We start from the raw sequence: 22,266 nt of genomic DNA on the forward strand, positions 1-22,266 counted from the left end.
TTAACGACGATCCTTAGGACCACCAACAAAGGCCTGCTCAGTTGTATCCAGATTATAAGCAGTGTGAAGCGCCTGAATGATCGATGGCAAATTGCCGGATTCGATTACACAAGAAACCTTAATCTCAGACGTGCTGACCATCTTAATGCTTACGCCCTCTTGGGAGAGCACATCAAACATTTGAGCTGCAACACCAGGATGGCTAACCATACCCGCGCCAACAATAGAAACCTTCACAAGGTTATCCTCGGACGTTACTTCACGGTAAGGTAAAGTTTTATGGATTTCTTTAATGACTTCCTTCGCACGATCCAGTTCATCAAGTGAAACTGTAAATGAGAAGTCAGCCTGCTCATTCTGCACACCACTTTGTACTATGATATCAACGTTTACGCCTTCTTCAGCCAGCTTGCCGAAGACTTGAGCGAGTACACCCGGTACATCAGGTACTCCTAGAATACTGACACGTGCTACATTCTTATCATAAGCAATCCCACTAACTACGACTCCTTGCTCCATGCTTGCTTCCTCCTTCACAACAGTACCTTCATTATGATTAAAGCTCGATCTAACGACCAGCTTAACTTGATGACGCTTAGCATACTCCACTGCACGCGGATGTAGTACAGCTGCTCCCAGATTGGCAAGCTCTAGCATCTCATCGTATGAGATTTCGTTCAGCTTGCGGGCTGTTTTCACAATGCGTGGATCTGTAGAATAGATACCATCAACGTCGGTATAAATCTCACATACATCTGCTTGAATAGCAGCCGCAAGGGCTACAGCTGTCGTGTCCGATCCTCCGCGGCCCAGGGTAGTGATCTCACCATCCAAAGTCATCCCTTGGAAACCGGCAACGATAACGATCTGTTCGCGTTCCAAAGACGCTACTACACGGTGTGGATCAATATCATTGATACGAGCTCTACCGTGGGTTTCGTCTGTACGGAACCCGGCCTGCCATCCTGTATAAGATACTGCATTCCGCCCGATCCCATGAAGAGCTATGGACAAAAGAGCAACGGAAATCTGCTCTCCTGTTGTCATCAGCATATCCATTTCACGTGCAGGCGGCTGCCCGTTTAATTGCTTCGCCGTATCGATCAAATCATCTGTTGTATCCCCCATAGCAGATACAACTACAACGCAGCGATGTCCCTCATCCTGCTTGTCTGCGATGCGCTTGGCAACACGTTGCATGCGTTCTGTGTCGCCGACGGAGCTGCCTCCGAATTTCATAACATAAAGTGACAAAGTCCCACTCACTCCCCATATCGGTCTATGTAGTTGCTTCTAATCGGTTTCCCGCTTTAAACCAGTATAATACGAAAATAGCGTAATGCGTTAATGATTTCATTAAAAAATTATTGATTTTCCAGAAGCTAACAAAAAGATAAGGTCAGCTTCAAGACACTAGCTGACCTCATTTCACTCGTCTTCCAGTTTTTTATTGAGAAGCTGGTCGATAAGTCAAGGCCATCACTCCAGAACTGAATCTTTTGGAGTCCACTAGCTCCAAAGTCTTCTCTTCACCAACGTTTTCGAACAGGCGCTGACCGCTACCCAGCAGAATCGGGAAGACCAGAAGCTGATATTCATCGACAAGGCCAAGCTGCATCAGGCTCTGCGCAAGCGTACGACTGCCAAAAACGAGAATATCTCTCCCCGGCTGCTCCTTCAGCTTGGACACCTCCTGAGCAAGATCGCCCTTGATCAAGCTTGAATTGCTCCATGTTGTTTCTTCGAGAGTTGTGGAGACTACGTACTTAGCGTATCCATTCATCATTTCACCGTACTCACCTGTCTGCTCAACCATATTTGGCCAAGCCTCTGCAAAACCTTCGTAGGTTGTCCGTCCTAACATTAGAGCGTCAGCAGCTTTCAGTTCAGCAAATTTGAAATGCTCCTGTTCTTCACTTCCGAATGAGAAGGTCCATTGTGGATTTTCCATAACACCATCAAGGGATATGAACTCAGATATAATTAATTTTCTCATATGCGTCTCCTTCTAATCCTTTAATTCGTAAGTATAACATTCCACACCCATACTGTTCCTCATGCATCCTCGTTTATATACCAAAAACCCCCCACCGTAATAACGGGGGAGGCTGATTGGTTATAAGTTCGGCAAGTATGATGCTTCCTACGCGCGGGAGATATATTTACCTTCGCGAGTATCAATAAGCAGCACATCTCCTTCATTGATGAACAGAGGAACTTGTACAGAATGACCTGTTTCAAGCTTGGCCGATTTAGTAGCGCCTTGAGCAGTATTACCCTTCACACCTGGCTCAGTTTCAACAACCTTCAGCTCTACGCTGGTAGGCAGGTTAATCCCAAGGATTTCACCTTGGTAACTGATGATGTTTACAGTCATGTTCTCTTTAAGGAAGTTCAATTCCCATTCAAGCTGCTTGCTGGACAATTCGAATTGGTCATAAGTTTCGTTGTCCATGAAAGCATGCTCCGATCCGCTTGCATACAAATATTGCACGCCACGGTTCTCAATAATAGCACGGCCAATAGTTTCACCAGCACGGAAAGTACGCTCAACAGTGTTACCATTGCGCAGGTTTTTCAGCTTAGAGCGAACGAACGCTGCACCTTTACCTGGTTTAACGTGCTGAAAATCAAGAACGGTAAAAATATCACCGTCCACCTCTACGGTCAAGCCTGTCTTAAAATCGTTTACTGAAATCACTAAAAATCCCTCCTGAATTCGATAATTAAACTACTACTTTTCTTACTTACAGTACTGTATATTCTTTGGACGAATGGGTCAGCAGCGATATTCCGCTCTCGGTGATCACAATATCGTCTTCAATACGTACTCCGCCAATCCCCGGCAAATAGATACCTGGTTCTACAGTAACGACCATTCCCGGCTGCATGATATCGTCACTCAGCTTGGACAAACGCGGCCATTCATGAACTTCCATTCCAAGTCCATGACCCGTGCTATGTCCAAATTGATCACCATATCCGTAGCTAGCGATGATATTACGTGCCAGTGCATCACATTCCCGTCCAGTCATACCCGGTTTGATATGTGCCAACGTATGTAGCTGAGCTTCCAGCACAATATCATAGATTTCTTTCAGCTTCGGATCTGGAGCTCCGAGTGCAATGGTACGAGTCACATCTGAGCAGTATCCATCGAGTAATGCACCGAAATCAAGCGTAATAAATTCATTACCTTGAATTACACGGCTGCTTGCTACGCCATGCGGCATGGACGAACGTTCACCTGAAGCAACAATCGTATCAAACGATGACGCAGTTGCCCCGTGGGTACGCATATAGAATTCCATTTCCAAATCGACGTCTCTTTCAGTCATGCCTGGTTTGATCACATTCAGAATATGATTGAATGTAGCATCAGCCAGATCAGCTGCACGTTGCATAACAGCAAGCTCTTCAGCATCCTTGAACATACGGAGGTCTTCCACGGCTTTGGAAACTGGAACTAACACTGCCGGCTTAAGGGCTTCCGCATATGAGGTATAAGCGCTGAATGAGACATCATCCTGTTCGAAACCAACACGTACCTCACTGCCTGTTGGCAGCAACTCGCGTACTGTATCAATAAATTTAGGACCATGCTCTACAACCTTAACTCCTACCGCTTGATCCGCAGCCTGTGTCATGTACCTGAAGTCAGTTAGCAGATAACAATCATCGCTTGTCACCAATACATAACCGGACGATCCGGTAAATCCACTTAAATAGCGGCGGTTATAACCGCTGGTTATTAACATTGCTTCCAATCCTTTATCCTGCAAAACCTTACGCAGCTTGGAGACGCGCTCGTTACCCATTTTCATTCTCCTCTCGAAATAGCCACATTGTATTTTAACATAGGGATATCCCCTTGAGAAGTTTTTTCGAGCCGTTAGGCAAGTGCAGTCGCTTGCTCACGCTTTCGTTCGTCGGTATACTCAATCGCCGCTGTGTATCCAATGAACATCCCCCAAAGTAAAAAAAGGCAGAACTCACTAATCACAGTGTTCCACGGCAGCTTAAAAGGCGGCTGCATAAGAAACATTTGCGAGCCGGGAATAAATATAACTACCCACCACAAAACACCATAAACCAATCCTGGCCAAGGTCCCTTCAGCTTGCGCAGAATAAGCACATATAGCAGTGAGGCTATCACTGAAAATAAGATGAAAAACAAATAACCCACGAGATGTCCATACATTGTCGTCAGAAAAGTATGTTTAAAAAACGGCTCTGCTAAATAACCAGGACTAACCTTGGTAAAGCTGAACCAGTAGATTAACCAGTGCAGCCCTCCCCAAATCAAACCTGCGAAAAAACCTAATTCGAGCGCAAAAAACCAAATATTAGTATGATCTGATTGTTGTTGATGTGATTTGCTCATAGAATTGCCTCTCTTTCCGTATTTTTAATACCGATTTGTCTCTCCTTGTCCATATAAGGTAGTATGTGCAGCAAAAGGCGATCCAACTAGTAATGTCTTCAAAAATTAGTTACAATGTATTATATAAATCATATTAATTACGGGAAGGTGAATTGGTTGTCCCAGGAAACTCCCAGCTATGGCGGCCAAGCCGTCATTGAAGGCGTCATGTTCGGCGGCAAGCATATTAATGTAACAGCCGTGCGACGAAAGAATCAGGAGATTACATTTTTGGAGGTGCCAAGAAGCGATAAGAGCTGGGTCACTAAACTGCGCAAGATTCCGCTGCTTCGCGGCCTTGTCAGTATTATAGATGCCAGCGCCAAAGGCTCTAAGCACTTGAACTATTCGGCTGAATCCTATGCCGAAGATGAATTGGAACCCGAAGAACTGGCGAAAGAGAAAGCTAAGCCGAAGAAAAAGGACGAAGGCTGGAGCCTCGGAATGATTTTTGGCGTTGCTGTAATGGGTATTCTCTCCTTCTTATTCGGAAAGCTCATTTTTACGCTTGTACCAGTATTTGTCGAAGATTTTTTATTCAAGAATGCATTTGATAACTATGTACTGCACAACCTCATAGAAGGCGGCATTAAAATGGTTCTCTTGCTGGTCTATTTATGGGCGATTTCGCAAACACCTGTGATCAAGCGGCTATTCCAGTATCACGGTGCGGAACACAAAGTCATCAGCGCCTTTGAAGCAGGCGAAGAGCTGACTGTCCAGAACGTTCAGAAATACAGCCGTCTGCATTACCGCTGCGGAAGCAGTTTTATGATGCTGACGATTATCCTCGGCGTTATTATTTACTCCGTAGTACCCTGGGATAATCTTTGGGAACGTGTGATCCAACGGATTATTCTGCTGCCTGTCGTAATCGGTGTTTCGTTTGAGGTTCTGAAGGGTACCAACGCAGTAAGAGAAATTCCAGGTCTCAAATACTTGGGATACCCTGGACTATGGCTGCAGCTGCTCACTACCAAAGAACCAAAGGATGATCAGGTAGAAGTATCCATCGCCTCTTTCAATCGTATGCGTGAGCTTGATGCAGAGATTGAAGCCAGAGGATATACGGAGGCAAGTGTGTCAGGCGGCATATTGGATCCTGCGAAAGGATGAGTGTCCTATGATCAGGCATGCTTTAATTTTTTGGATTTCTGTAATTCTTGCAATATTCGGTTTTGTGATTGGAGTCTTGACTGAGCCTTTCTATACGCTCTCAAAGCTGATTCTCCCCTTAGTACTGTTAGCGATTATCTATTATGCTTACAAAATGGGACCAGGGAAATACGCTCGCAGCAGCAATGGATCTAGAATCAAAGTCAAACCTTCGCAGAAAACCATGACCAAGGTTGCTGGGATTCGCAAGACTCAAGCAGTACCAGGCAAACGTAAAAGTTATCCCTTCCAAGTCATCGAAGGAAATAAAGGGAAAAACGATGATCAGCTTCCAAAGTACCATTAACTAAATTAAGACAAACACCAAAAAGCATCTCCACGTTTCAAAATAACGTGCGGGATGCTTTTTTTCTGATATTTTAAAGCTTGCTTGTTATCTGGGGCGCCACTCCTTAAAGAAGTCTTCCCCTGCCTTCAGTCCGGCGGCATACAATTCGTCGCTTTGCATCTTCGTAATATTAAATTGGGTCGTGCCGATACCCAGCGTTGGGATGGTGACCGTGCGGACATATTTATCATCTTCAATATATTTCTCATCATGAGCAGACAGCATGGTGCTTACCATAGCTTGCAGCATACTGAACGGTCCCCTAATCCTGTGGGGCTGCGGGTCGGTTTTACCTACTGTTTGATACCCTACCGTAGGGATTCTTTTCCCCGGCACTTTACTATCCTCATTCATCCCGTCAAATAGCCATAAAGGAAAATTGCTTAATAACCCTCCGTCCACGACGTATACAAATTGCTCAATAAAAGACTTTCCTCTAGCGGACTGTCCATTTAACCTGAGCATCACTGGATCAAAAAAATAAGGAATGCTGCAGCTCATACGCACAGCCTTAGCCACTTCAAAATGTTCAGGAGAGATTCCATACTGCTCCAACCCATCTGGTAAGACCAATATCCGGCCATTGGTAATGTCAGAAGCAATTATAGATAGTTTGCCTGGTGGCAGATCACGAAAAGTGATAATTCCCTTTTTAAGCAAAAGCGATCTCATCCACGCTTCCAAGGCTTCACCCGAATACAATCCCTTCTTCAATAACACTCGCAGTGCAGGACCTACCCAAGCCGTATTATAGATGGGAGCTCGCTTCATAAACGATGAAAAAGAAGTTCCTTGGATCATCCGACTCATTTCCTCACCTTCATAACCCGCAGCCAGTAAAGTCGCTACAATCGCGCCTGAGGAGGTTCCAGCGACCTTTTTAAAGGTTCGCCCCGCCCTTTCCGTGGCTTCAACTGCTCCAGCGAGAGAAATCCCTTTTACTCCCCCTCCTTCAAACACAGCGTTAATCTCCATACACAAAAATCCCCCGTTTCCCATAGATTCTATTGCTTATCTATGAGCACGGGGGAGCATTCATGACTCCTTATCTAGAACAGTTATCTTAATTGGACTGAAAATAAAAGGTCAGCAAATTTGATAATCCAAACGGATTGCGGACTACAATGTCATTTGCTCTGAACATGATACTGCCTGCAACCTCTTTATATTTCTCATTATATTTAAGCTGGTTGATGATTTGGTCGCCACTTTGCCATTCTGCTTTCTGGTCACTTGCTCCAACCTTATAAGCAGCTTGCCCAATATAGAGCTTAACATTCGTATTCTCTACCTCTTTAACCCACCAATCTACTAGCTTATCGTAGCGGGCAGTGCTAAAGGACAGACTCCAATAAATTTGCGGTGCGACATAGTCAATCCAGCCTTGCTTGATCCATGTCCGAACATCGGCGTACATATCGTCATAAGCGGTAACTCCAGCTGTGGTATCCGAACCTGTGCTGTCTTTTTTGATATTACGCCATACACCAAACGGACTAATTCCATAAGAAACCTTCGGTTTCACCTTATGAATCTGTTCTCCCAATTGACGGACGAATTCATTAATATTATCGCGGCGCCAATCTGCCTTAGAGGACAAGTTCTTCGTGTTATAAGTCTTATAAGCAGTATCATCGGCAAAAGATACACCTGAAGGATAGAAATAATCATCCAAATGGACACCATCTACATCATAGCCTTTGACGACCTCCAACACTGTATCGATAATGTGCTGGCGGGCTGCTGGGATCCCTGGATTGATGTATTTTTTACCTCCTGCGTCTACAATCCATTCCGGATTTGACTTAGCCACATGATTACTAGCTAATGCAGATGTAGAAGCATCCGTTGTCGCGCGGAATGGGTTGAACCATGCATGGAACTGCATACCGCGTGAATGTGCAGCGCTGACCATATAGCTCAACGGGTCATAACCCGGATTTTTTCCTTGTGTGCCGGTCAGCACCTTAGACCAAGGAACTAGAACAGAAGGGTACAGGCTGTCTGCTGAGGTTCTAACCTGTACAAAAACAGCATTAAAACCAACAGCTTTTAGCTTGTCCAGCAGATTATCAAATTCTTGTTTTTGTTTCGCTTCGTTACCTGCAGAAGCTACTGAAGGCCAGTCCAGATTAAATACCGTAGAGATCCAGGCTCCCTTCATCTCCTTGTTAGCCGACGCACCAGGGATACTTGGAACTGTTGGCGAGGTCGGTTTTGGAGTCGCTGTAGGGGCTGGGGCCGGTGTTGGCGTAACGACTGGAGTCGCTGTAGGTACTGCTGGTGTTTCCGGATCAGCAGCCTGCGGCGGCTCTGTATTAGAGTACAAAGAAATATGTTTGGTTGCCTGATCCCAGATAACCCGTAACCCCAATTGCTCACTTACAAAACGAAGCGGCACCATAACCCGTCCCTGCTTAATCTGTACTGAGGTGTCGAGGGCTACAGAAGCATTATTAACTAATGCACTTTTCTGGCCACTGGTCAGCTTGATCTCTGTATCTCCTTGCGTGATTGTAACTGTCTTACTGCTTTGATTCCAAACTACTCCAGCACTCAACCCTTTACTAATGACGCTAATTGGCACCATCGTTACATTCGAAGCTGTGATATACGGCGGCACATCACTTGCCAGCGCCTCGCCATCCAGTTCAATGGTAATCTGCACAGCTGCCGCACGTGCCCCAGGAGACCATAAAGGCAGAAACAATACTAATACTAGCAATCCCAACATCCATTTACGATAATTCATAATTCCTCCCCAAATCTAAAATAATATGTATCCTATAAAAAAAGAAAAAACGGATCAATCCTCCAAGTTGATGTACCGATTCCACCCTTCAAAAGAATGGTATCAGTCTCAGCCAGAAAAAGGACTTATCCGTTTTGACGCTAAAAACTGGGAAAGGTTGCACTAAACAAAATAGAAACGGCTATACCATCTAGTAGTTTATGCTCACCAAAGCCTTGCTGGGCATAACTTTAAGGACGATATCCGTTTCGGGAAAAAACATTTCAAGAATCGCTTGCCAGTTCATTGTGAATAGCATATAAAGTCTGCAGACGTTCTTCATCGCGGCGGAAATACTCCACCAACGTTTCGATACGTGTAATCGAATCCCAACTCAGGTGGTGCTCGATCCCTTCAACATCATTATAGATAAATTCCTGCTGTACTCCGATCAAACCGAGGAATTCTTCCAATAGTTGATGACGATCAACAAGACGTTTCCCTACTTTTTTCCCTTTGTTGGTTAGGACAAGCCCACGATATTTCTCATAGATGAGATATTCGTCCTTATCCAGTTTTTGGATCATCTTGGTCACAGAGGAGGGGTGTACTTCCAGTCCCTCGGCAATATCCGAGACCCGCGCATAACCTTTCTCATCAATGAGCTTATATATGCGCTCCAAATAATCCTCCATGCTGGGTGTTGGCATTAAAATTTACCTCTTTTCTATAATGAACCTGGCGCCGAGCCAAACCTTGCTCTAACAATGATACATGTTTCTAACGCCCCTTGGCAAGTCCTTCAAGAGAACATGCTGAGGAGTTACCCATGATTGCCATGCTTCTAATGAGACTCAGTTAGGCATAATAAACGTACTCATCTTTCAGAAGGAGCGTGAAATCATGACTATAGTGACACCTGAGACCCCTCCCGTAAAGAGAACCAGAAAAGCTACAGCCCTTTTTGTCCCGGAGCTTGTTTTCTTCGAGCCGGAGGCTTTAAATTACCCGAAAGGTGAACGAATTATGGAATGGGTGAAAGCTAACAATATCCCCTATCGCATGACTACATCGCATAACCGTATAATGAATTTCCCGGGTGACACAGAGGTCGAGCAATATAAAATTGCCAAAAGAACACTTGTAGTCGGCCTGCGCAAAACCTTAAAGTTTGACCAATCCAAACCCTCCGCAGATTATGCAATTCCGATCGCAACTGGCTGCATGGGCCACTGCCATTATTGTTATTTGCAGACTACTTTAGGGGCAAAGCCTTACATTCGTGTATATGTAAATACCGAAGACATTATTGACGCCGCCAAAAAATATATCGAGGAGCGCAGCCCTGAAATCACGACTTTTGAAGCAGCCTGTACCTCAGATCCGTTAGGACTGGAGCATATTACCGGGTCTCTGTCAGAACTCATCACATTCATGGCAGCGGAGCCCCTTGGCCGCCTGCGCTTTGTGACCAAATACCAACATGTTGAACCTCTGCTCGATTTGCAGCATAACGGACATACCAGAATTCGTTTTAGCGTGAATGCTGACTATGTGATCAAAAATTTCGAGCCTGCTACCTCGCGGTTTGAAGAGCGAATTGAAGCGGCTGGAAAGGTTGCCCGCGCCGGCTATCCACTGGGCTTCATCATTGCCCCAATTATTTGGTATGACGGCTGGCAGGAAGGCTATGCGGAGCTGCTGGCCAAATTAGCCAAGACCCTTCCTCCGGAAATCGGAAAAGGTCTAACCTTTGAAATGATTCAGCACCGATTCACCAAAACAGCCAAGACTGTAATTGAGAAACGTTACCCGAAATCTAAACTAGAAATGGACATGGAGAAACGCAAAAAGAAATGGGGCCGCTGGGGACAGAACAAATATGTCTATCCGGATGAACAGCAAACCGCCCTGCGAGAATTTATCACAGAGCGGATTTTCGAGCATTTTCCGGAAGCAGGTATTGATTACTTCACCTAAAAAATCAGCCAATCCGGCGTTACTCCTTGTAGCCACACTGTGATCCTGAACATTTGATCCGTGAACAGCAAAACACCCATAAATACCATAAGTATGCCGCCAATCTTCATCAGCAGATTCGAGTACTTGAGGATACGCTTCACTCCGCCTAGGAAAAAGGCTAAAAGAAAAAATGGCAAAGCAAATCCGATGCTATACGCGGTAATCAATGTAAACCAAGTGCCCGGGTCGCTTGCCGAAAGAGCAATAATTGCCGTCAAAATCGGCCCGATACAGGGTGACCAACCCGCAGAAAAACCAATTCCAAAAATAAAGGAGCCCACATAACCCGCCGGTTTCCATTTTAAATCAAGCTTACGTTCACGAAGTAAAAACTGCGGCTGAAAAATCCCAAGCAAAAACAAACCCATTACAATAATTAGAATCGCCGACAATTGCCGGATCAGATCACGCTGGCCATTAAAGAATTGCCCGAATAATCCAGCCCCAAAACCAAGTGTGTAAAAAACTGCAGAAAAACCTAATATAAATGCCAATGTATGAGTCAGGGTGCGTATACGAACCTCTTTAGAGTTGCTGCCTGATTTTAATTGTTGAACGGATAACCCGGTAATGTACGATAAATAAGAGGGGTACAGCGGTAAACAGCATGGCGATATAAACGATGCCACCCCTGCGGCTAAAGCAATTCCTGCATTGATATTAGACAAAATAGCGGCTCTCCTTCCGGCATTCGAGTCACTTCATGGAGCTGCTTATGGCTCCTTTTTTTCGCTTATCGTCCTTACAAGGACACCGAAGGCGTTTATGCTTGCCTAATGTGATACCGATTACTTAATTCGCTGTTTATGCTGGCAATCCCTTTTTACCGATCAAGGTTAATACCAATAATGATATGAGCAAAAGCACAATAGTTGCACCGGGAGCCAAATTCCAGACTCCAGCTACCACTAGTCCACCTACAACGGCAATCTCCGAAATAATAACCGCCAGGATGACCGAGGATTTAAAGCTACGGGATAGCAATAAGCTGATTGCAACCGGAATAGTCAACAAAGCAGATACCAACAGCGAGCCTACGATCTTGATGGCTGTGCTAATCACAAGTGCTGTCAGAATGGTGATCAGCATGTTAAGCAACTTCACCGGAAGCCCGCTTACACTTGCTGCATCCTCTTCAAAGCTAAGCAAAAAGAACTCTTTAAAGAACATCGAAACTACCACTACAACAGCTATAGTCACTATGCCTACAACGATCAAATCGGTGTTATCGAGCGTATAAATACTGCCGAACAAATAACTCATTACATCCGCATTATACCCTTTTCCTAAGGTGAAAAAGAGTGAAGCTAACGCCACTCCTCCCGACATTATAATGGCAATCGACAGCTCCGCATAACTCTTATAAGCCTTGCGAAGCTTTTCAATTGCGAAGGACGCTACCACTGCAAAGATAAGACCTGCGCCCAGAGGATAAAATCCTGTTAGAAATCCGAGTGCCACCCCCGCTATAGTAACATGAGCCAGCGTATCTCCGATCATGGATAATCGTCTAAGCACAAGAAAAACGCCTATAAGCGGCGCTGTTATACCAATCAGCAGTCCGCCCGCAAGCGCCCGCTGAAAAAAATCGCTAAATAGTATTTCCAACTTAAACTCTCCTTCATACAAAACTCAAACCATTTTAAAGCCTTTTTCAAACCTTTTTCGATCCCTCCCAAACCCTCCCTTCCAAGGGAGGCCCCAAGGGCTCTGCCCTCTGGACACCCGTTAAGTGCAACTAGCGTAGGAGTTAGTGTTACTGAACATAGTTAGGTCGGGGAAAGATCGCTTTCGTCCCTAAAGGGACACGCTTGCAGACTGGGCGGTGCTTAGATACGAGAAAGATTAAGATCAACTAGAATTGAGTCCCCGACTTCCACACTCACACACTATGTATAGCTCTAATCGCAGAGAAAGCTGCGATTCAGAGTTTAATTATGACTTAAGAGAGCGTGTGCTGCAGGTTCTCTTCTGTGCAATTCTGGAGATCATGTGAGTGGCGGGAGTAAAAGTTGATTTTACCATTTGTCTGCACGGGCTCATGACCTAAATAATTTTTAATCATGTCGATATCATGCGACACCATCAGGAAGGTCATATGATGATGAGCATGCATATGCGTGATTAATTCAAAGAATCCCGCTTGCGATTCGGCATCAATACCCACCGTAGGTTCGTCCAAAATCAGCAGGTCAGGATGGTTAATCAGCGCCCGAGCCAGAAAAACACGCTGCTGCTGACCGCCTGACAACTGGCCTACTCTTTTCTCCGCAATATCTTGTATCCGCATGACTTCAAGCGCATCCTCACATTGACGGTGCTGAGCCTTGGATACTCTGCGGATCAGATTCTTGTTATTGTATAGACCTGACAGAACTACTTCACGCACCGTTGCTGGAAACAAAGGGTTGAAGGTATTCTTTTGCGGAACATACCCGATCCGTTCCCAGTCTTTAAACTTGCGGACAGGCGTTCCGAATAATTTAATTTCACCACTGCTCGCTGGAAGCAAGCCGACGATCATTTTCATCAATGTTGTTTTACCAGCACCATTAGAACCAATGATACCAAGGAAATCTCGTTCTCTTACACTATAGTTAAGATTCGATATCACCTTCTGTTCCCCATATGAAAAAGAAAGATCCTGTATATCGATGATATGCTGATGGCAGTCCAAGGATACCGATTGCATGCTTAAGTACCGCCTTTCCCTTATACTTTCCTTATTATTGTAAGGCCATAATCAGATTTTGCAAATTTTTCTCCATCAGAGTGAAGTAATTATCGCCGTTCTTCTCTTGCTCCGCAGTAAGTCCCTCTACCGGATTAAGCACCATAGTGGAAACGCCCGCTTCGGCGGCCAGAGTCTTAGCCAGTTTATCGGAGACAAGCTCTTCAAAAAAGATATACTTAATCCCTTCATCTTTTACCATTTTCGCAAGCTTCACTAAATCCTGTCCGCGCGGCTCAGCGTCTGGCGAAAGTCCCATAATCGCATGCTGATCCAATCCATAGTCACGGGCAAGGTAAGAAAAAGCCTGATGCGATACTACGATCTTATGGTTGGGCAGCTTAGCAAGCTCCTCTTTGAATTTACTGTCTAACGCCTGCAAACGTTCCGCAAGCTTATTGTAACGCTCTTCATAACCTTCTTTATGCTCAGGATCCACGGACTGAAGGCTTTCTTTAATATTCTGAGCCATGACAATGGCTGATTTTGGACTTACCCAAGTATGCGGGTCTGTATGCAGGCTGTCTCCAGAGGCATTACTGTTATGATCCGTGTCCTCATTTTGATGAGACTCTTCCTCACTTGCCCCATGATCATGCCCGTCATCTTCATCGGTCATGATATAATCAATACCTTGACTTACTTCAACCGCCTTAACTTTACTGCTGCTATCAAGGCCTTTTAAAAAGTTAGGAACCCAGCCTTCTAAGCCCGCACCGTTATATAGAAATAGCTGTGCCTTAGAAGTGTTGATAATATCTTGACTGCGCGGTGTCCAATCATGTGGCTCCACACCCACTGGAAGCAGGTTAATAGCATTGATATCTTCCCCGCCAATCTCCTTAGCAAACTCGTAAATAGGATAAAAGGTTGTAACTACATTTACTTTCCCTTCAACTATACTTCCACTGCTCTTAGGTCCGCATGCACTTAGTGTAAATACCAGTACCAGTGCAAGGACGAGCAAACTTATACGTGATTTCATTGCCGCCATTATATTGATCTACCCCTCAAATCGTAAATTTTACTATTAGTAGTATAATAGTAATCGTTACGATAAGTCAACAAAGAAACCTCACTCAGAAGAAAGACGGTATCGTCCTTTATAAAAAAGGAATGCTCCCACAACCAACCCGGCTGAAGGAGCATTCCTTTGTTCAAGCAACCTCATTAAAAAATTTCTACAACAGTATTGTCTTATTTCACTACTGCTCCGTTTGGCATGCTGTCCGGCACGGTAGCGATCGTTAGCTGGTCACCTTTAGAAGCCGCCAAAATCATCCCTTGGGACAACTCCCCACGCAGCTTCACCGGTTTAAGGTTTACGATACAAATCACTTTACGTCCCACCAGCTCTTCCGGTGTATAGAATTTCGCGATACCAGAAACCACTTGACGTTGTTCATAACCCAGATCCAGTTGCAGCTTCAGCAGCTTGTCAGCTTTTTTCACTGGCTCTGCAGCAATAACCTGAGCTACCCGCAGCTCTGCTTTAGCGAAATCGTCAATGCCGATTTCCTCTTTATGCTCTTCCACTGGCTCGGAGTCCGCAGCAGCAGGAGCAGCCGCTTCCGCCACTTCAGCCGCAGCTTTACCAGCGCCCATAGCCTCGGCAATATAAGCTACCTCTTGCTCCACATCCAGACGTGGGAAGATTGGATTGCCTTTCACCAGCTTTGTTCCTGCCGGAATCAGGCCAAAGGTCTTACCGCTATCCCAAGTCGTTAACTCACCAGGCTCAATACCCAGCTGTTCCCAGATTTTCGCTGGTGTTTGTGTCAAGAACGGCTGCAGCAGGATTGAAGCGGTACGCAGACCTTCCACCAGATGTCTCATCACAGAAGCCAGCTCGGCGGTTCTATTTTCATCTTTGGCAAGCACCCAAGGTTGTGTCTCATCGATATATTTGTTGGTGCGGCTAATGAATATTCCGATAGCTGTCAGCGCCACGGAGAACTCCATTTTTTCCATAGCTTCTTCTACTTTGGCATAAGTATTCTCAGCCGCAGCTTGAAGCTCACCATCAAATGCTGTTACATTTCCTTCATATGCCGGAATCTCGCCTGCAAAATACTTTTCAACCATAGCCCCTGTACGGTTCAACAGGTTACCAAGGTCGTTGGCAAGATCATAGTTAACCCGGTCTACAAAGCTTTCCGGTGTGAACGTGCCATCCGAACCAAACGGTACTTCGCGCAGCAGGTAATAACGTAATGCATCCAAGCCATAACGATCAATCAGTGTCACAGGATCAACTACGTTACCTTTAGATTTCGACATTTTTCCATCTTTCATGAGCAACCAGCCATGGGCAAATACCTTTTTCGGAAGGGGTTCACCAAGCGCCATCAGAATGATCGGCCAGTAAATCGTATGGAAACGAACGATTTCTTTACCAACGATGTGTACATCCGCAGGCCAGAACTTGTCATACAAGGTGCGATCCTCGGAACCATAACCCAGCGCAGTAATATAGTTAGTCAAAGCATCAATCCACACGTACACGACATGCTTCTCGTCGCCCTTAACTTTTACGCCCCAATCAAAGGTTGTACGGGAAACTGCAAGGTCTTCCAGTCCGGGTTTGATGAAATTGTTAATCATTTCGTTCTTACGGGATTCCGGCAAAATAAACTCTGGATTCTCCTCGTAAAATTGCAGCAAACGATCCGCATATTTACTCATCCGGAAGAAATAACTTGCTTCCTTCACCAGCTCAACCGGGTGGCCGCTATCTGGGCTTTTTGCACCAGTAATCACACCGTTGTCATCACGCACTATATCAACTAATTGCGTTTCTGTGTAAAAGGTTTCATCTGGGATACTATACCAGCCTTCATATTCACCTTTATAGATGTCTCCTTGCTGCAGCAACCGATCAAAAATATCCTGTACCACTTTTTTATGACGCTCTTCCGTAGTACGGATGAAGTCATCGTTCGAAATGTCCAGCTTACGCCATAGCTCCTTAATACCAACAACAATGTCGTCTACGAACTGCTGAGGGGTCTTTCCTGCTTCCTCTGCCTTCCGCTCGATCTTTTGTCCATGTTCGTCTGTACCGGTTAGATAACGCACTTCGTAGCCGCGCAGACGTTTGTAACGGGCCATTGCGTCTCCTGCCACGGTTGAATAAGCATGTCCGATATGTAGCTTGTCACTTGGATAATAAATTGGTGTCGTTAGGTAAAACGTTTTTTTCTCACTCATTCAGTAATCATCCTTTCTTATTAAAAAACAAAAAACTCCCGCCCCCATAATGGGGCGAGAGTATAACTCACGCGATACCACCCAAATTTCCTGTCTCTTCACAGAGCGCAGGCTTCGCCAGTTCCCTCGCGGGAACTGTCCATTAACGCTGGATCACGCTGTTATCTTACGTGAACCACAATTGCAGTTCCCGCTCGAACACAGTTCCTCCCGGACCATATTCAATCTAACGCTCCATACCGGATTTCAGCATATTCCGGCTCTCTGTAATGGACGTAACGATTTACTTATCCGTTCTTCGGAATTCATACTATTACTTGTGAATATACCCAATGGTAAGGCCCCATGTCAAGTCGCAGGGGCAGAATCCTTCTCAGCAGATTCATCTTGTAGAGGCGGCACAGGATCAAGTCCTCCAGGATGAAAGGGATGACATCTGGCAATCCGTTTAGCTGCAAGCCATGAGCCTTTCAATGGACCATGGACTTCAATGGCTTCCAGGGCATAGGCAGAGCAGGTTGGATAGAAGCGGCAGGTTGCAGGTTTAATAGGGGAAATGTACCTGCGATACACCCGAATAGGCGCCTGAATCGTTCTGCGTAGGGTCACCATTTCTAAAGTCCCTTTTGTTTATCTGATGCTGCAACTAATTCTTCTTCCCGGTTCTCTTCACATTCTTTGCAATAACCGAACACCTCAAATTTATGCTTGACTACCCGGAATTGATCGGGTGTATCCGTTAAATTCATCGGGCAGAAATTAATCGGGTAGGTCTTTTGGCATTGAAGGCAGATCATATGATGGTGATGATCCTGATGATTGCAGCTTCCCTTGAACTTCACTCCGTCTTCAAAGACAATCTGTTCAAGCACACCAAGCTCTTCCATTACACGAAGATTGCGGTACACCGTATCAAAGCTAAGTCCGCTATACTTACGGCCCATATGCTCATATACATCCTTCGCTGACAAATATCCCTTATTCTCGCCGAATAACTGGGCAAGCGTTTTGCGTTGGTCGGTGATTCGCAGTCCTTGCCCCGACATGACTTCTAATATTTGTTCTGTCGACAGCATACGCTCATCTCCCATAAGATCAGTTCATTTATATTTCACTCTCTTAATAATGCCCCAAAATAAATGCCCCGTCAATGAAGCACCATGAAGCACCCCTACGCACCTCTGAATTATTATGTTTACACAAAAGCCCGGCTGCGTATTCCTTGACGGAATATTCAGCCGGGCTTTTAATGTAGATAATTCCCCAATAGAGCTTATAGGGATATTCCTATTCTGTTATTTCTTTGCTGGAAGTGGAGTGATGAGGAAATTGACCGGCAAGTTACTGCCTGAAGCTGCTGTGAATAAAATCTCCACAGAACCTCCATACTCACCACTACGATAAACCACACTGTTCATATCAGCATTCGAGAGACTTCCCACGCTTGGCATATGCACGATTTGGTTATTAACCATAACCGGCCCCATATAGTTACCGCCACGTGGATTAAACGTAATCAATGAGTTTGGTGCAACATTTTCGAATCTGATCTTGTATAATACCCCGAAATTACCGGCATTGGATGCTTCCGTACCTGCCATTGGGTCTACGCCAGCCAGGTTCTTATCACTGTAATTATCGCCTAGCAGAAGTTTTGCAGGAGTTTTCCCTACCTCATCGCTAACCGTGATAATACGAGTAGAATCTTCGTAAGTTCCCCGATTATGCACTCCGTCTCGATCCAGAATTGGAAGTGTTGGAAGTGTAGTCAGTGGATCTTTTTTCGCATCAATCAACATGACGTTATAATCGATTGGATAATCACTAAATAAGTCCGCTTGAAGTGAAACAATTTCACTTGGTTTCATCGCAATTTTGTTAAGATCGGTCAGAATTGAGACGCTTTCCCCTGGTTGCAGAACAATCGTTTTATAATGTTCATTTGTAAGCATTGACTTCCAGTAACGTTCTACAGACATTTTACCGGTTGCTTCTGGGAATGTGTTTGGCCCTGCAAATCCAACATACTCTGTTGTAAGCGTCGTTGGGTACAGATTGTTATTCGTAGCAATTACATAAACCTTCGCATTAATGTTCAGGTTGTTCTTATGGTGGACTAAGAATCGTGTTTTACCTAATGAAGTCTCACGATAAGTAACACCTTCTGTATACACCGTTTCTGGGCTGTTGCTGCGAATTAGTTTATAAGGCTCGGAAGAAAGATTATAAGCTACTTGCTGCCAAGTAGGGACCATCGATCCATCGATGCTAAACACACTGCCCGGAGATGCAAATAATCTGTTGAAATCTTCTTTACTGTACAAGATTTCATCCGAAATATTAACGGTTTTCTCAAACGTGCTGATCGCGCCATGTGAATCTTTTACTTGGACAGCAATTGTCGCTGGCCCCGGAGTAAAGAAAGCCTCGGCCTTGTTCGTCCAAGTTACGGTAATTTCATCACCATCAGGATCGCTACTTAGATCGGTATAAGTAATCATTTCACCCATCTTGTATGAATCCTTGTCTGTAGTGAAATTAGCAACTGGAGGTGTATTAGGTTTAAGCACTGTGATGGTCATGGTGTAAGGATCACTCCACTGTTGATTCGCATCCATTACGGAATAGGTTACTACATAATATCCTGGTTGATCATAGATATCCTGCTTGTTACCTCCCCAGCTTTCATTCACAATAGCTATACCATTTGGTGAAGAACTGGAGGTTACGAAATTCACAGGTTCGCCGGCGTAAATTTCAGTTGGCACTGTGAAAGAAGCTTTAGGTTTGTTGTTTAATGTAAGGATTACTCGCTTTTGTACATTATCAACAGTATAAGGAATGCCCAGTGCCCCAGTTATGGATGTCAATGGAACCATGAAAGTACCCTTGTATTGGTAAGATGGACCTTTCATTGTCTTCTTTACACCATTAACTGTATAGACCTTGCTGTCGGTCTTAAAGCGCATAACGTCGCTTCCCTTGGTAACAATGGTTTCTTTCGTTTTATAATCATAAACGTATTTCACGCCTACACGTTCTACCATAGCCCGGATCGAAACGTAGGATACGCCGTTTTTCACTGCCATAGGCTGATTAGCCAAATATTCCTGGCCGTTCTGATACATTTTGTTGCTGTTCATCATAAGGATAAGCTGACTGTTAGCCGCAGCACGAGCACCATCTGTTGTAGGTTCTGTAGTAACTCCAGGTGTTGCAGTCGGAAGCGGTGTTGCAGTAGGTGCAATTGTTGCTGTAGGTTCAACAGTAGCCGTAGGTTCAACTGTCTCTGCAGGAATTGGAGTAGGTGTTGGTGTCGGTGACACTACTCCTCCTGGCGTCTCCGTCGGCAATGGCGGCAATGGATCAGTAGATTCTGGCATTACCTCCGGCGCAGCTGAAACAACTGTCCCAACTACAGTAGTATTACTTGGGGTATTATTGACAGCTTCAGCAAAAGCCGGCACTGCCGCGGCGGCCTGAGATACGGCCAAAACAGCAACTAACGTTAACTTTTTCAAATCCATGATATAACTCCTCTGCTCCTATTTGTAAATATAAGTAGGTCTCTGTCTTTTTCATACTCCTCTTATATTCCCCGCAAAATGCTGCCACCCACGGTAGGGCGGCAAAAAGCTTTTGCCACGATCGTCATAACAAACATAGTATTAGACGCATACCACCATAAAAAGTTTCATTATTAAGTAAAGAAAGATTAACGCTGTATTAAATAACGTTGGACAACCACGCTGTTTCCCCTGAAAAAAATGAGATTTTTTCTATAAATATGTTTATTTTTCGTCTGCCTATATTCGCTTTCATTTGCTTTTGTTACAATGTATGGAAGAATATCTTTTACATGCGAGGGATAACATGTCCAAAAAAATCTCCATCCTCGTTCAATTAATCATGGGCTTCTCTCTAATCATCTTCACCATCGTAGGATTTACCATTTTTTTGTCCTACCGTTCTTCCTCTCAAGCTGTTCTAAACCGCTCCAACCAATATATCCTGGAATCCGTAAAGCAACTTCAAGGTAAAATGGACGCAATTCTTCAGGATAACGATAAGCTTTCTTCTACGATCATGTTCAGTCCCTTGATTCAAGAAACCTTGGGAGACTTAGCGTTGTCACGTTCACCTCGTACAGACGCCATGGAAATCACTCGGTACATAGATCAACAGACACGTTCCATAAACTCTGACATCCAGTTCAAGCTGCTCGGGCTGTCCGATGATCAGGTGTATACCAACAGCAGTTCCTTAAAGGTCATCTGGGACAGCGAAAAGGAAATCCGCGATGCCTATTGGTTTCCGGCTATAGCACAGAATAAAGGCCGAATGGTCTGGTTCGGTGTAGATGTATGGCAGAACGGTAATATTCCTGTGGTGATGGGAGCCAGACAAATTAATGATTGGAATGATCTAAACCGGTTAGGAACCCTGTTTCTTGTTCTCCCTGTCGAGGTCATCCATAACGCTGTCAGCCAATTTCACCTTGGAAAAAATGAGAAAATCCAAGTTGTTGATTCATTTAATACCATTGTCTATTCCACAGATCCAAAAGAAATTGGACTCTATATGAACGACGGGCTTCTAAAACAATTCAGCAATCATAAAGCCAGAATCATTCCACAAAAAATAAACTCACGCAATCTGTTCGTATCCTATGCCTATTCCGACTATAGCGAGTGGAGCGTTTTTGCTTACATTGATTCTAAAGACGCTGTTAAAGATTTAAATACGATTCGCCGGAATATTATTTTAATTGGCCTGCTGGGGATGGGTGCTGCCCTACTATTTACTTTCTTTTTTTCTTGGACCCTATCCAAGCCACTTCGTAATCTGGCAACCAAACTGAGCAATGTCGAACGGGGAACTACTTTACCTTTTGTAAAAACAACCATGAACAAAGAAATGGCTATCCTATATTCAAGCTATAATTCGATGCTCCAAAACCTGGATCATACTATCGCTGACCTATCCAGCAAACAAATCAGTGAAAAGCAAGCTCAGATCGTAGCACTCAAAGCACAATTCCGCCCGCATTTCCTTTATAACACTTTGAATACAATCTATTGGTCGCTCGCCAACAAACGCATGCAGGATGAGTCCCAAATGGTACTCGCTCTAAGTGACCTGCTTCGCTATAGTATTGACCGCGGATCCGAATTCGTTACAGTTGAGGAGGATTTAAAGCAATTAGAACGATTCATTTTTCTCCAGAAGCTGCGCTACGAGGACAAATTGCAGATTGATCTTTTTGTAAATCCTGAGGTTATGAATGGCCAGCTTATGAAATTAACCCTTCAGCCACTTGTCGAAAATGCCATTACTCATGGACTTGAACCCACACTTCGGGAAGTATGGCTAATTCGCATACGCGCCTATAGTGAAGGAACATCTTTGGTGTTAACTGTAGAAGACAACGGGGACGGCATGAGCGAGGAAAGTATGGCAGATGCATTAGTCGGCGGTGAGGTTAATCCGGAGAAGCTGCTTCATACCGGAATTGGACTATCCAATCTAAATCATCGCATAGAGCTAATCTACGGACAGGAATTTGGTCTACAGCTATCAACAAGCGAACTGGGTGGCTTATTTGTGAAGGTCACTGTTCCATTACAGTATGATCAAAGTTAAGG

20 protein-coding genes and 1 other annotated feature are annotated in these 22,266 nt (G+C 44.6%); of the genes, 4 read left to right on the top strand and 16 right to left on the bottom strand.

Annotated features, from left to right (window positions below):
* The 5 genes from NST40_RS22435 to NST40_RS22455 form a co-directional block, all read right to left on the bottom strand.
* Complete coding sequence (locus NST40_RS22435; protein WP_036682855.1) at nt 1–1,254, bottom strand: aspartate kinase; 1,254 nt, start codon at nt 1,252–1,254, stop codon at nt 1–3.
* Nucleotides 1,255–1,447: 193 nt separating this feature from the next.
* On the bottom strand, nt 1,448–1,996 hold the full coding sequence (locus NST40_RS22440) for a dihydrofolate reductase family protein (protein WP_076302717.1): 549 nt from the start codon (nt 1,994–1,996) through the stop codon (nt 1,448–1,450).
* A 147-nt stretch (nt 1,997–2,143) separates the two neighbouring features.
* Entirely contained in the window at nt 2,144–2,701 is a 558-nt protein-coding gene (gene efp, locus NST40_RS22445) for an elongation factor P (protein ID WP_038572538.1), read from the bottom strand.
* A 46-nt stretch (nt 2,702–2,747) separates the two neighbouring features.
* Nucleotides 2,748–3,818 carry a Xaa-Pro peptidase family protein gene (locus NST40_RS22450; RefSeq protein ID WP_342410005.1) on the bottom strand — a complete coding sequence of 357 codons (1,071 nt, stop codon included), beginning with the start codon at nt 3,816–3,818 and terminating at the stop codon, nt 2,748–2,750.
* Between the two features lie 74 nt (nt 3,819–3,892).
* Nucleotides 3,893–4,384, bottom strand: a complete 492-nt coding sequence (locus tag NST40_RS22455; protein WP_036682865.1) for a YqhR family membrane protein — start codon at nt 4,382–4,384, stop codon at nt 3,893–3,895.
* A gap of 156 nt (nt 4,385–4,540) precedes the next feature.
* On the opposite strand from NST40_RS22455, the gene NST40_RS22460 reads away from it, so the two are divergent.
* Both NST40_RS22460 and NST40_RS22465 read left to right on the top strand, forming a co-directional pair.
* Nucleotides 4,541–5,539: a DUF1385 domain-containing protein gene (locus NST40_RS22460; RefSeq protein WP_036682868.1), complete on the top strand. Its 999-nt coding sequence runs from the start codon at nt 4,541–4,543 to the stop codon at nt 5,537–5,539.
* A gap of 7 nt (nt 5,540–5,546) precedes the next feature.
* Nucleotides 5,547–5,885: a hypothetical protein gene (locus NST40_RS22465; RefSeq protein WP_076129641.1), complete on the top strand. Its 339-nt coding sequence runs from the start codon at nt 5,547–5,549 to the stop codon at nt 5,883–5,885.
* An 87-nt stretch (nt 5,886–5,972) separates the two neighbouring features.
* Here the strand turns inward: NST40_RS22465 and NST40_RS22470 are convergent, their stop codons facing one another.
* The 3 genes from NST40_RS22470 to mntR form a co-directional block, all read right to left on the bottom strand.
* The gene (locus NST40_RS22470; RefSeq protein WP_076277677.1) at nt 5,973–6,902 is read right to left on the bottom strand and encodes a patatin-like phospholipase family protein; all 930 of its coding nucleotides are present in this window, start codon (nt 6,900–6,902) and stop codon (nt 5,973–5,975) included.
* An 88-nt stretch (nt 6,903–6,990) separates the two neighbouring features.
* Nucleotides 6,991–8,679: a family 10 glycosylhydrolase gene (locus NST40_RS22475; protein ID WP_342410006.1), complete on the bottom strand. Its 1,689-nt coding sequence runs from the start codon at nt 8,677–8,679 to the stop codon at nt 6,991–6,993.
* 263 nt (nt 8,680–8,942) lie between these two features.
* The gene (gene mntR, locus NST40_RS22480; protein WP_036682880.1) at nt 8,943–9,368 is read right to left on the bottom strand and encodes a transcriptional regulator MntR; all 426 of its coding nucleotides are present in this window, start codon (nt 9,366–9,368) and stop codon (nt 8,943–8,945) included.
* A gap of 193 nt (nt 9,369–9,561) precedes the next feature.
* On the opposite strand from mntR, the gene splB reads away from it, so the two are divergent.
* The gene (gene splB, locus NST40_RS22485) at nt 9,562–10,638 is read left to right on the top strand and encodes a spore photoproduct lyase (protein ID WP_076129638.1); all 1,077 of its coding nucleotides are present in this window, start codon (nt 9,562–9,564) and stop codon (nt 10,636–10,638) included.
* Here the strand turns inward: splB and NST40_RS22490 are convergent.
* The 8 genes from NST40_RS22490 to NST40_RS22525 all read right to left on the bottom strand — a co-directional run bounded on the left by NST40_RS22490 (nt 10,635) and on the right by NST40_RS22525 (nt 20,148).
* A complete protein-coding gene (locus NST40_RS22490) occupies nt 10,635–11,348 on the bottom strand; it encodes a cytochrome c biogenesis protein CcdA (RefSeq protein ID WP_076220439.1) in 714 nt (237 codons plus the stop codon). The genes splB and NST40_RS22490 overlap by 4 nt on opposite strands.
* Before the next feature lie 136 nt (nt 11,349–11,484).
* On the bottom strand, nt 11,485–12,288 hold the full coding sequence (locus NST40_RS22495; protein ID WP_036682884.1) for a metal ABC transporter permease: 804 nt from the start codon (nt 12,286–12,288) through the stop codon (nt 11,485–11,487).
* A 334-nt stretch (nt 12,289–12,622) separates the two neighbouring features.
* The gene (locus NST40_RS22500) at nt 12,623–13,372 is read right to left on the bottom strand and encodes a metal ABC transporter ATP-binding protein (RefSeq protein WP_342410007.1); all 750 of its coding nucleotides are present in this window, start codon (nt 13,370–13,372) and stop codon (nt 12,623–12,625) included.
* Between the two features lie 34 nt (nt 13,373–13,406).
* Nucleotides 13,407–14,405: a zinc ABC transporter substrate-binding protein gene (locus tag NST40_RS22505; RefSeq protein WP_076277679.1), complete on the bottom strand. Its 999-nt coding sequence runs from the start codon at nt 14,403–14,405 to the stop codon at nt 13,407–13,409.
* A 203-nt stretch (nt 14,406–14,608) separates the two neighbouring features.
* Nucleotides 14,609–16,621 carry a methionine--tRNA ligase gene (gene metG / locus NST40_RS22510; RefSeq protein ID WP_339169033.1) on the bottom strand — a complete coding sequence of 671 codons (2,013 nt, stop codon included), beginning with the start codon at nt 16,619–16,621 and terminating at the stop codon, nt 14,609–14,611.
* A 47-nt stretch (nt 16,622–16,668) separates the two neighbouring features.
* Nucleotides 16,669–16,929: a binding site (T-box leader), on the bottom strand.
* Nucleotides 16,930–16,969: 40 nt separating this feature from the next.
* Nucleotides 16,970–17,233 carry a membrane protein insertion efficiency factor YidD gene (gene yidD / locus NST40_RS22515; RefSeq protein WP_036682893.1) on the bottom strand — a complete coding sequence of 88 codons (264 nt, stop codon included), beginning with the start codon at nt 17,231–17,233 and terminating at the stop codon, nt 16,970–16,972.
* 2 nt (nt 17,234–17,235) lie between these two features.
* Complete coding sequence (locus tag NST40_RS22520) at nt 17,236–17,697, bottom strand: transcriptional repressor (RefSeq protein WP_036682896.1); 462 nt, start codon at nt 17,695–17,697, stop codon at nt 17,236–17,238.
* Between the two features lie 219 nt (nt 17,698–17,916).
* Nucleotides 17,917–20,148: a stalk domain-containing protein gene (locus NST40_RS22525; RefSeq protein ID WP_342410008.1), complete on the bottom strand. Its 2,232-nt coding sequence runs from the start codon at nt 20,146–20,148 to the stop codon at nt 17,917–17,919.
* 346 nt (nt 20,149–20,494) lie between these two features.
* Between NST40_RS22525 and NST40_RS22530 the strand changes: the two genes are divergently transcribed.
* Nucleotides 20,495–22,264, top strand: coding sequence for a sensor histidine kinase (locus tag NST40_RS22530; RefSeq protein ID WP_076277682.1), 1,770 nt, complete (start codon nt 20,495–20,497; stop codon nt 22,262–22,264).
* The last annotated feature ends 2 nt before the right edge of the window (nt 22,265–22,266 follow it).

It is taken from the genome of Paenibacillus sp. FSL R10-2778 (assembly GCF_038593035.1).
GTDB lineage: Bacteria > Bacillota > Bacilli > Paenibacillales > Paenibacillaceae > Paenibacillus_AQ > Paenibacillus_AQ odorifer.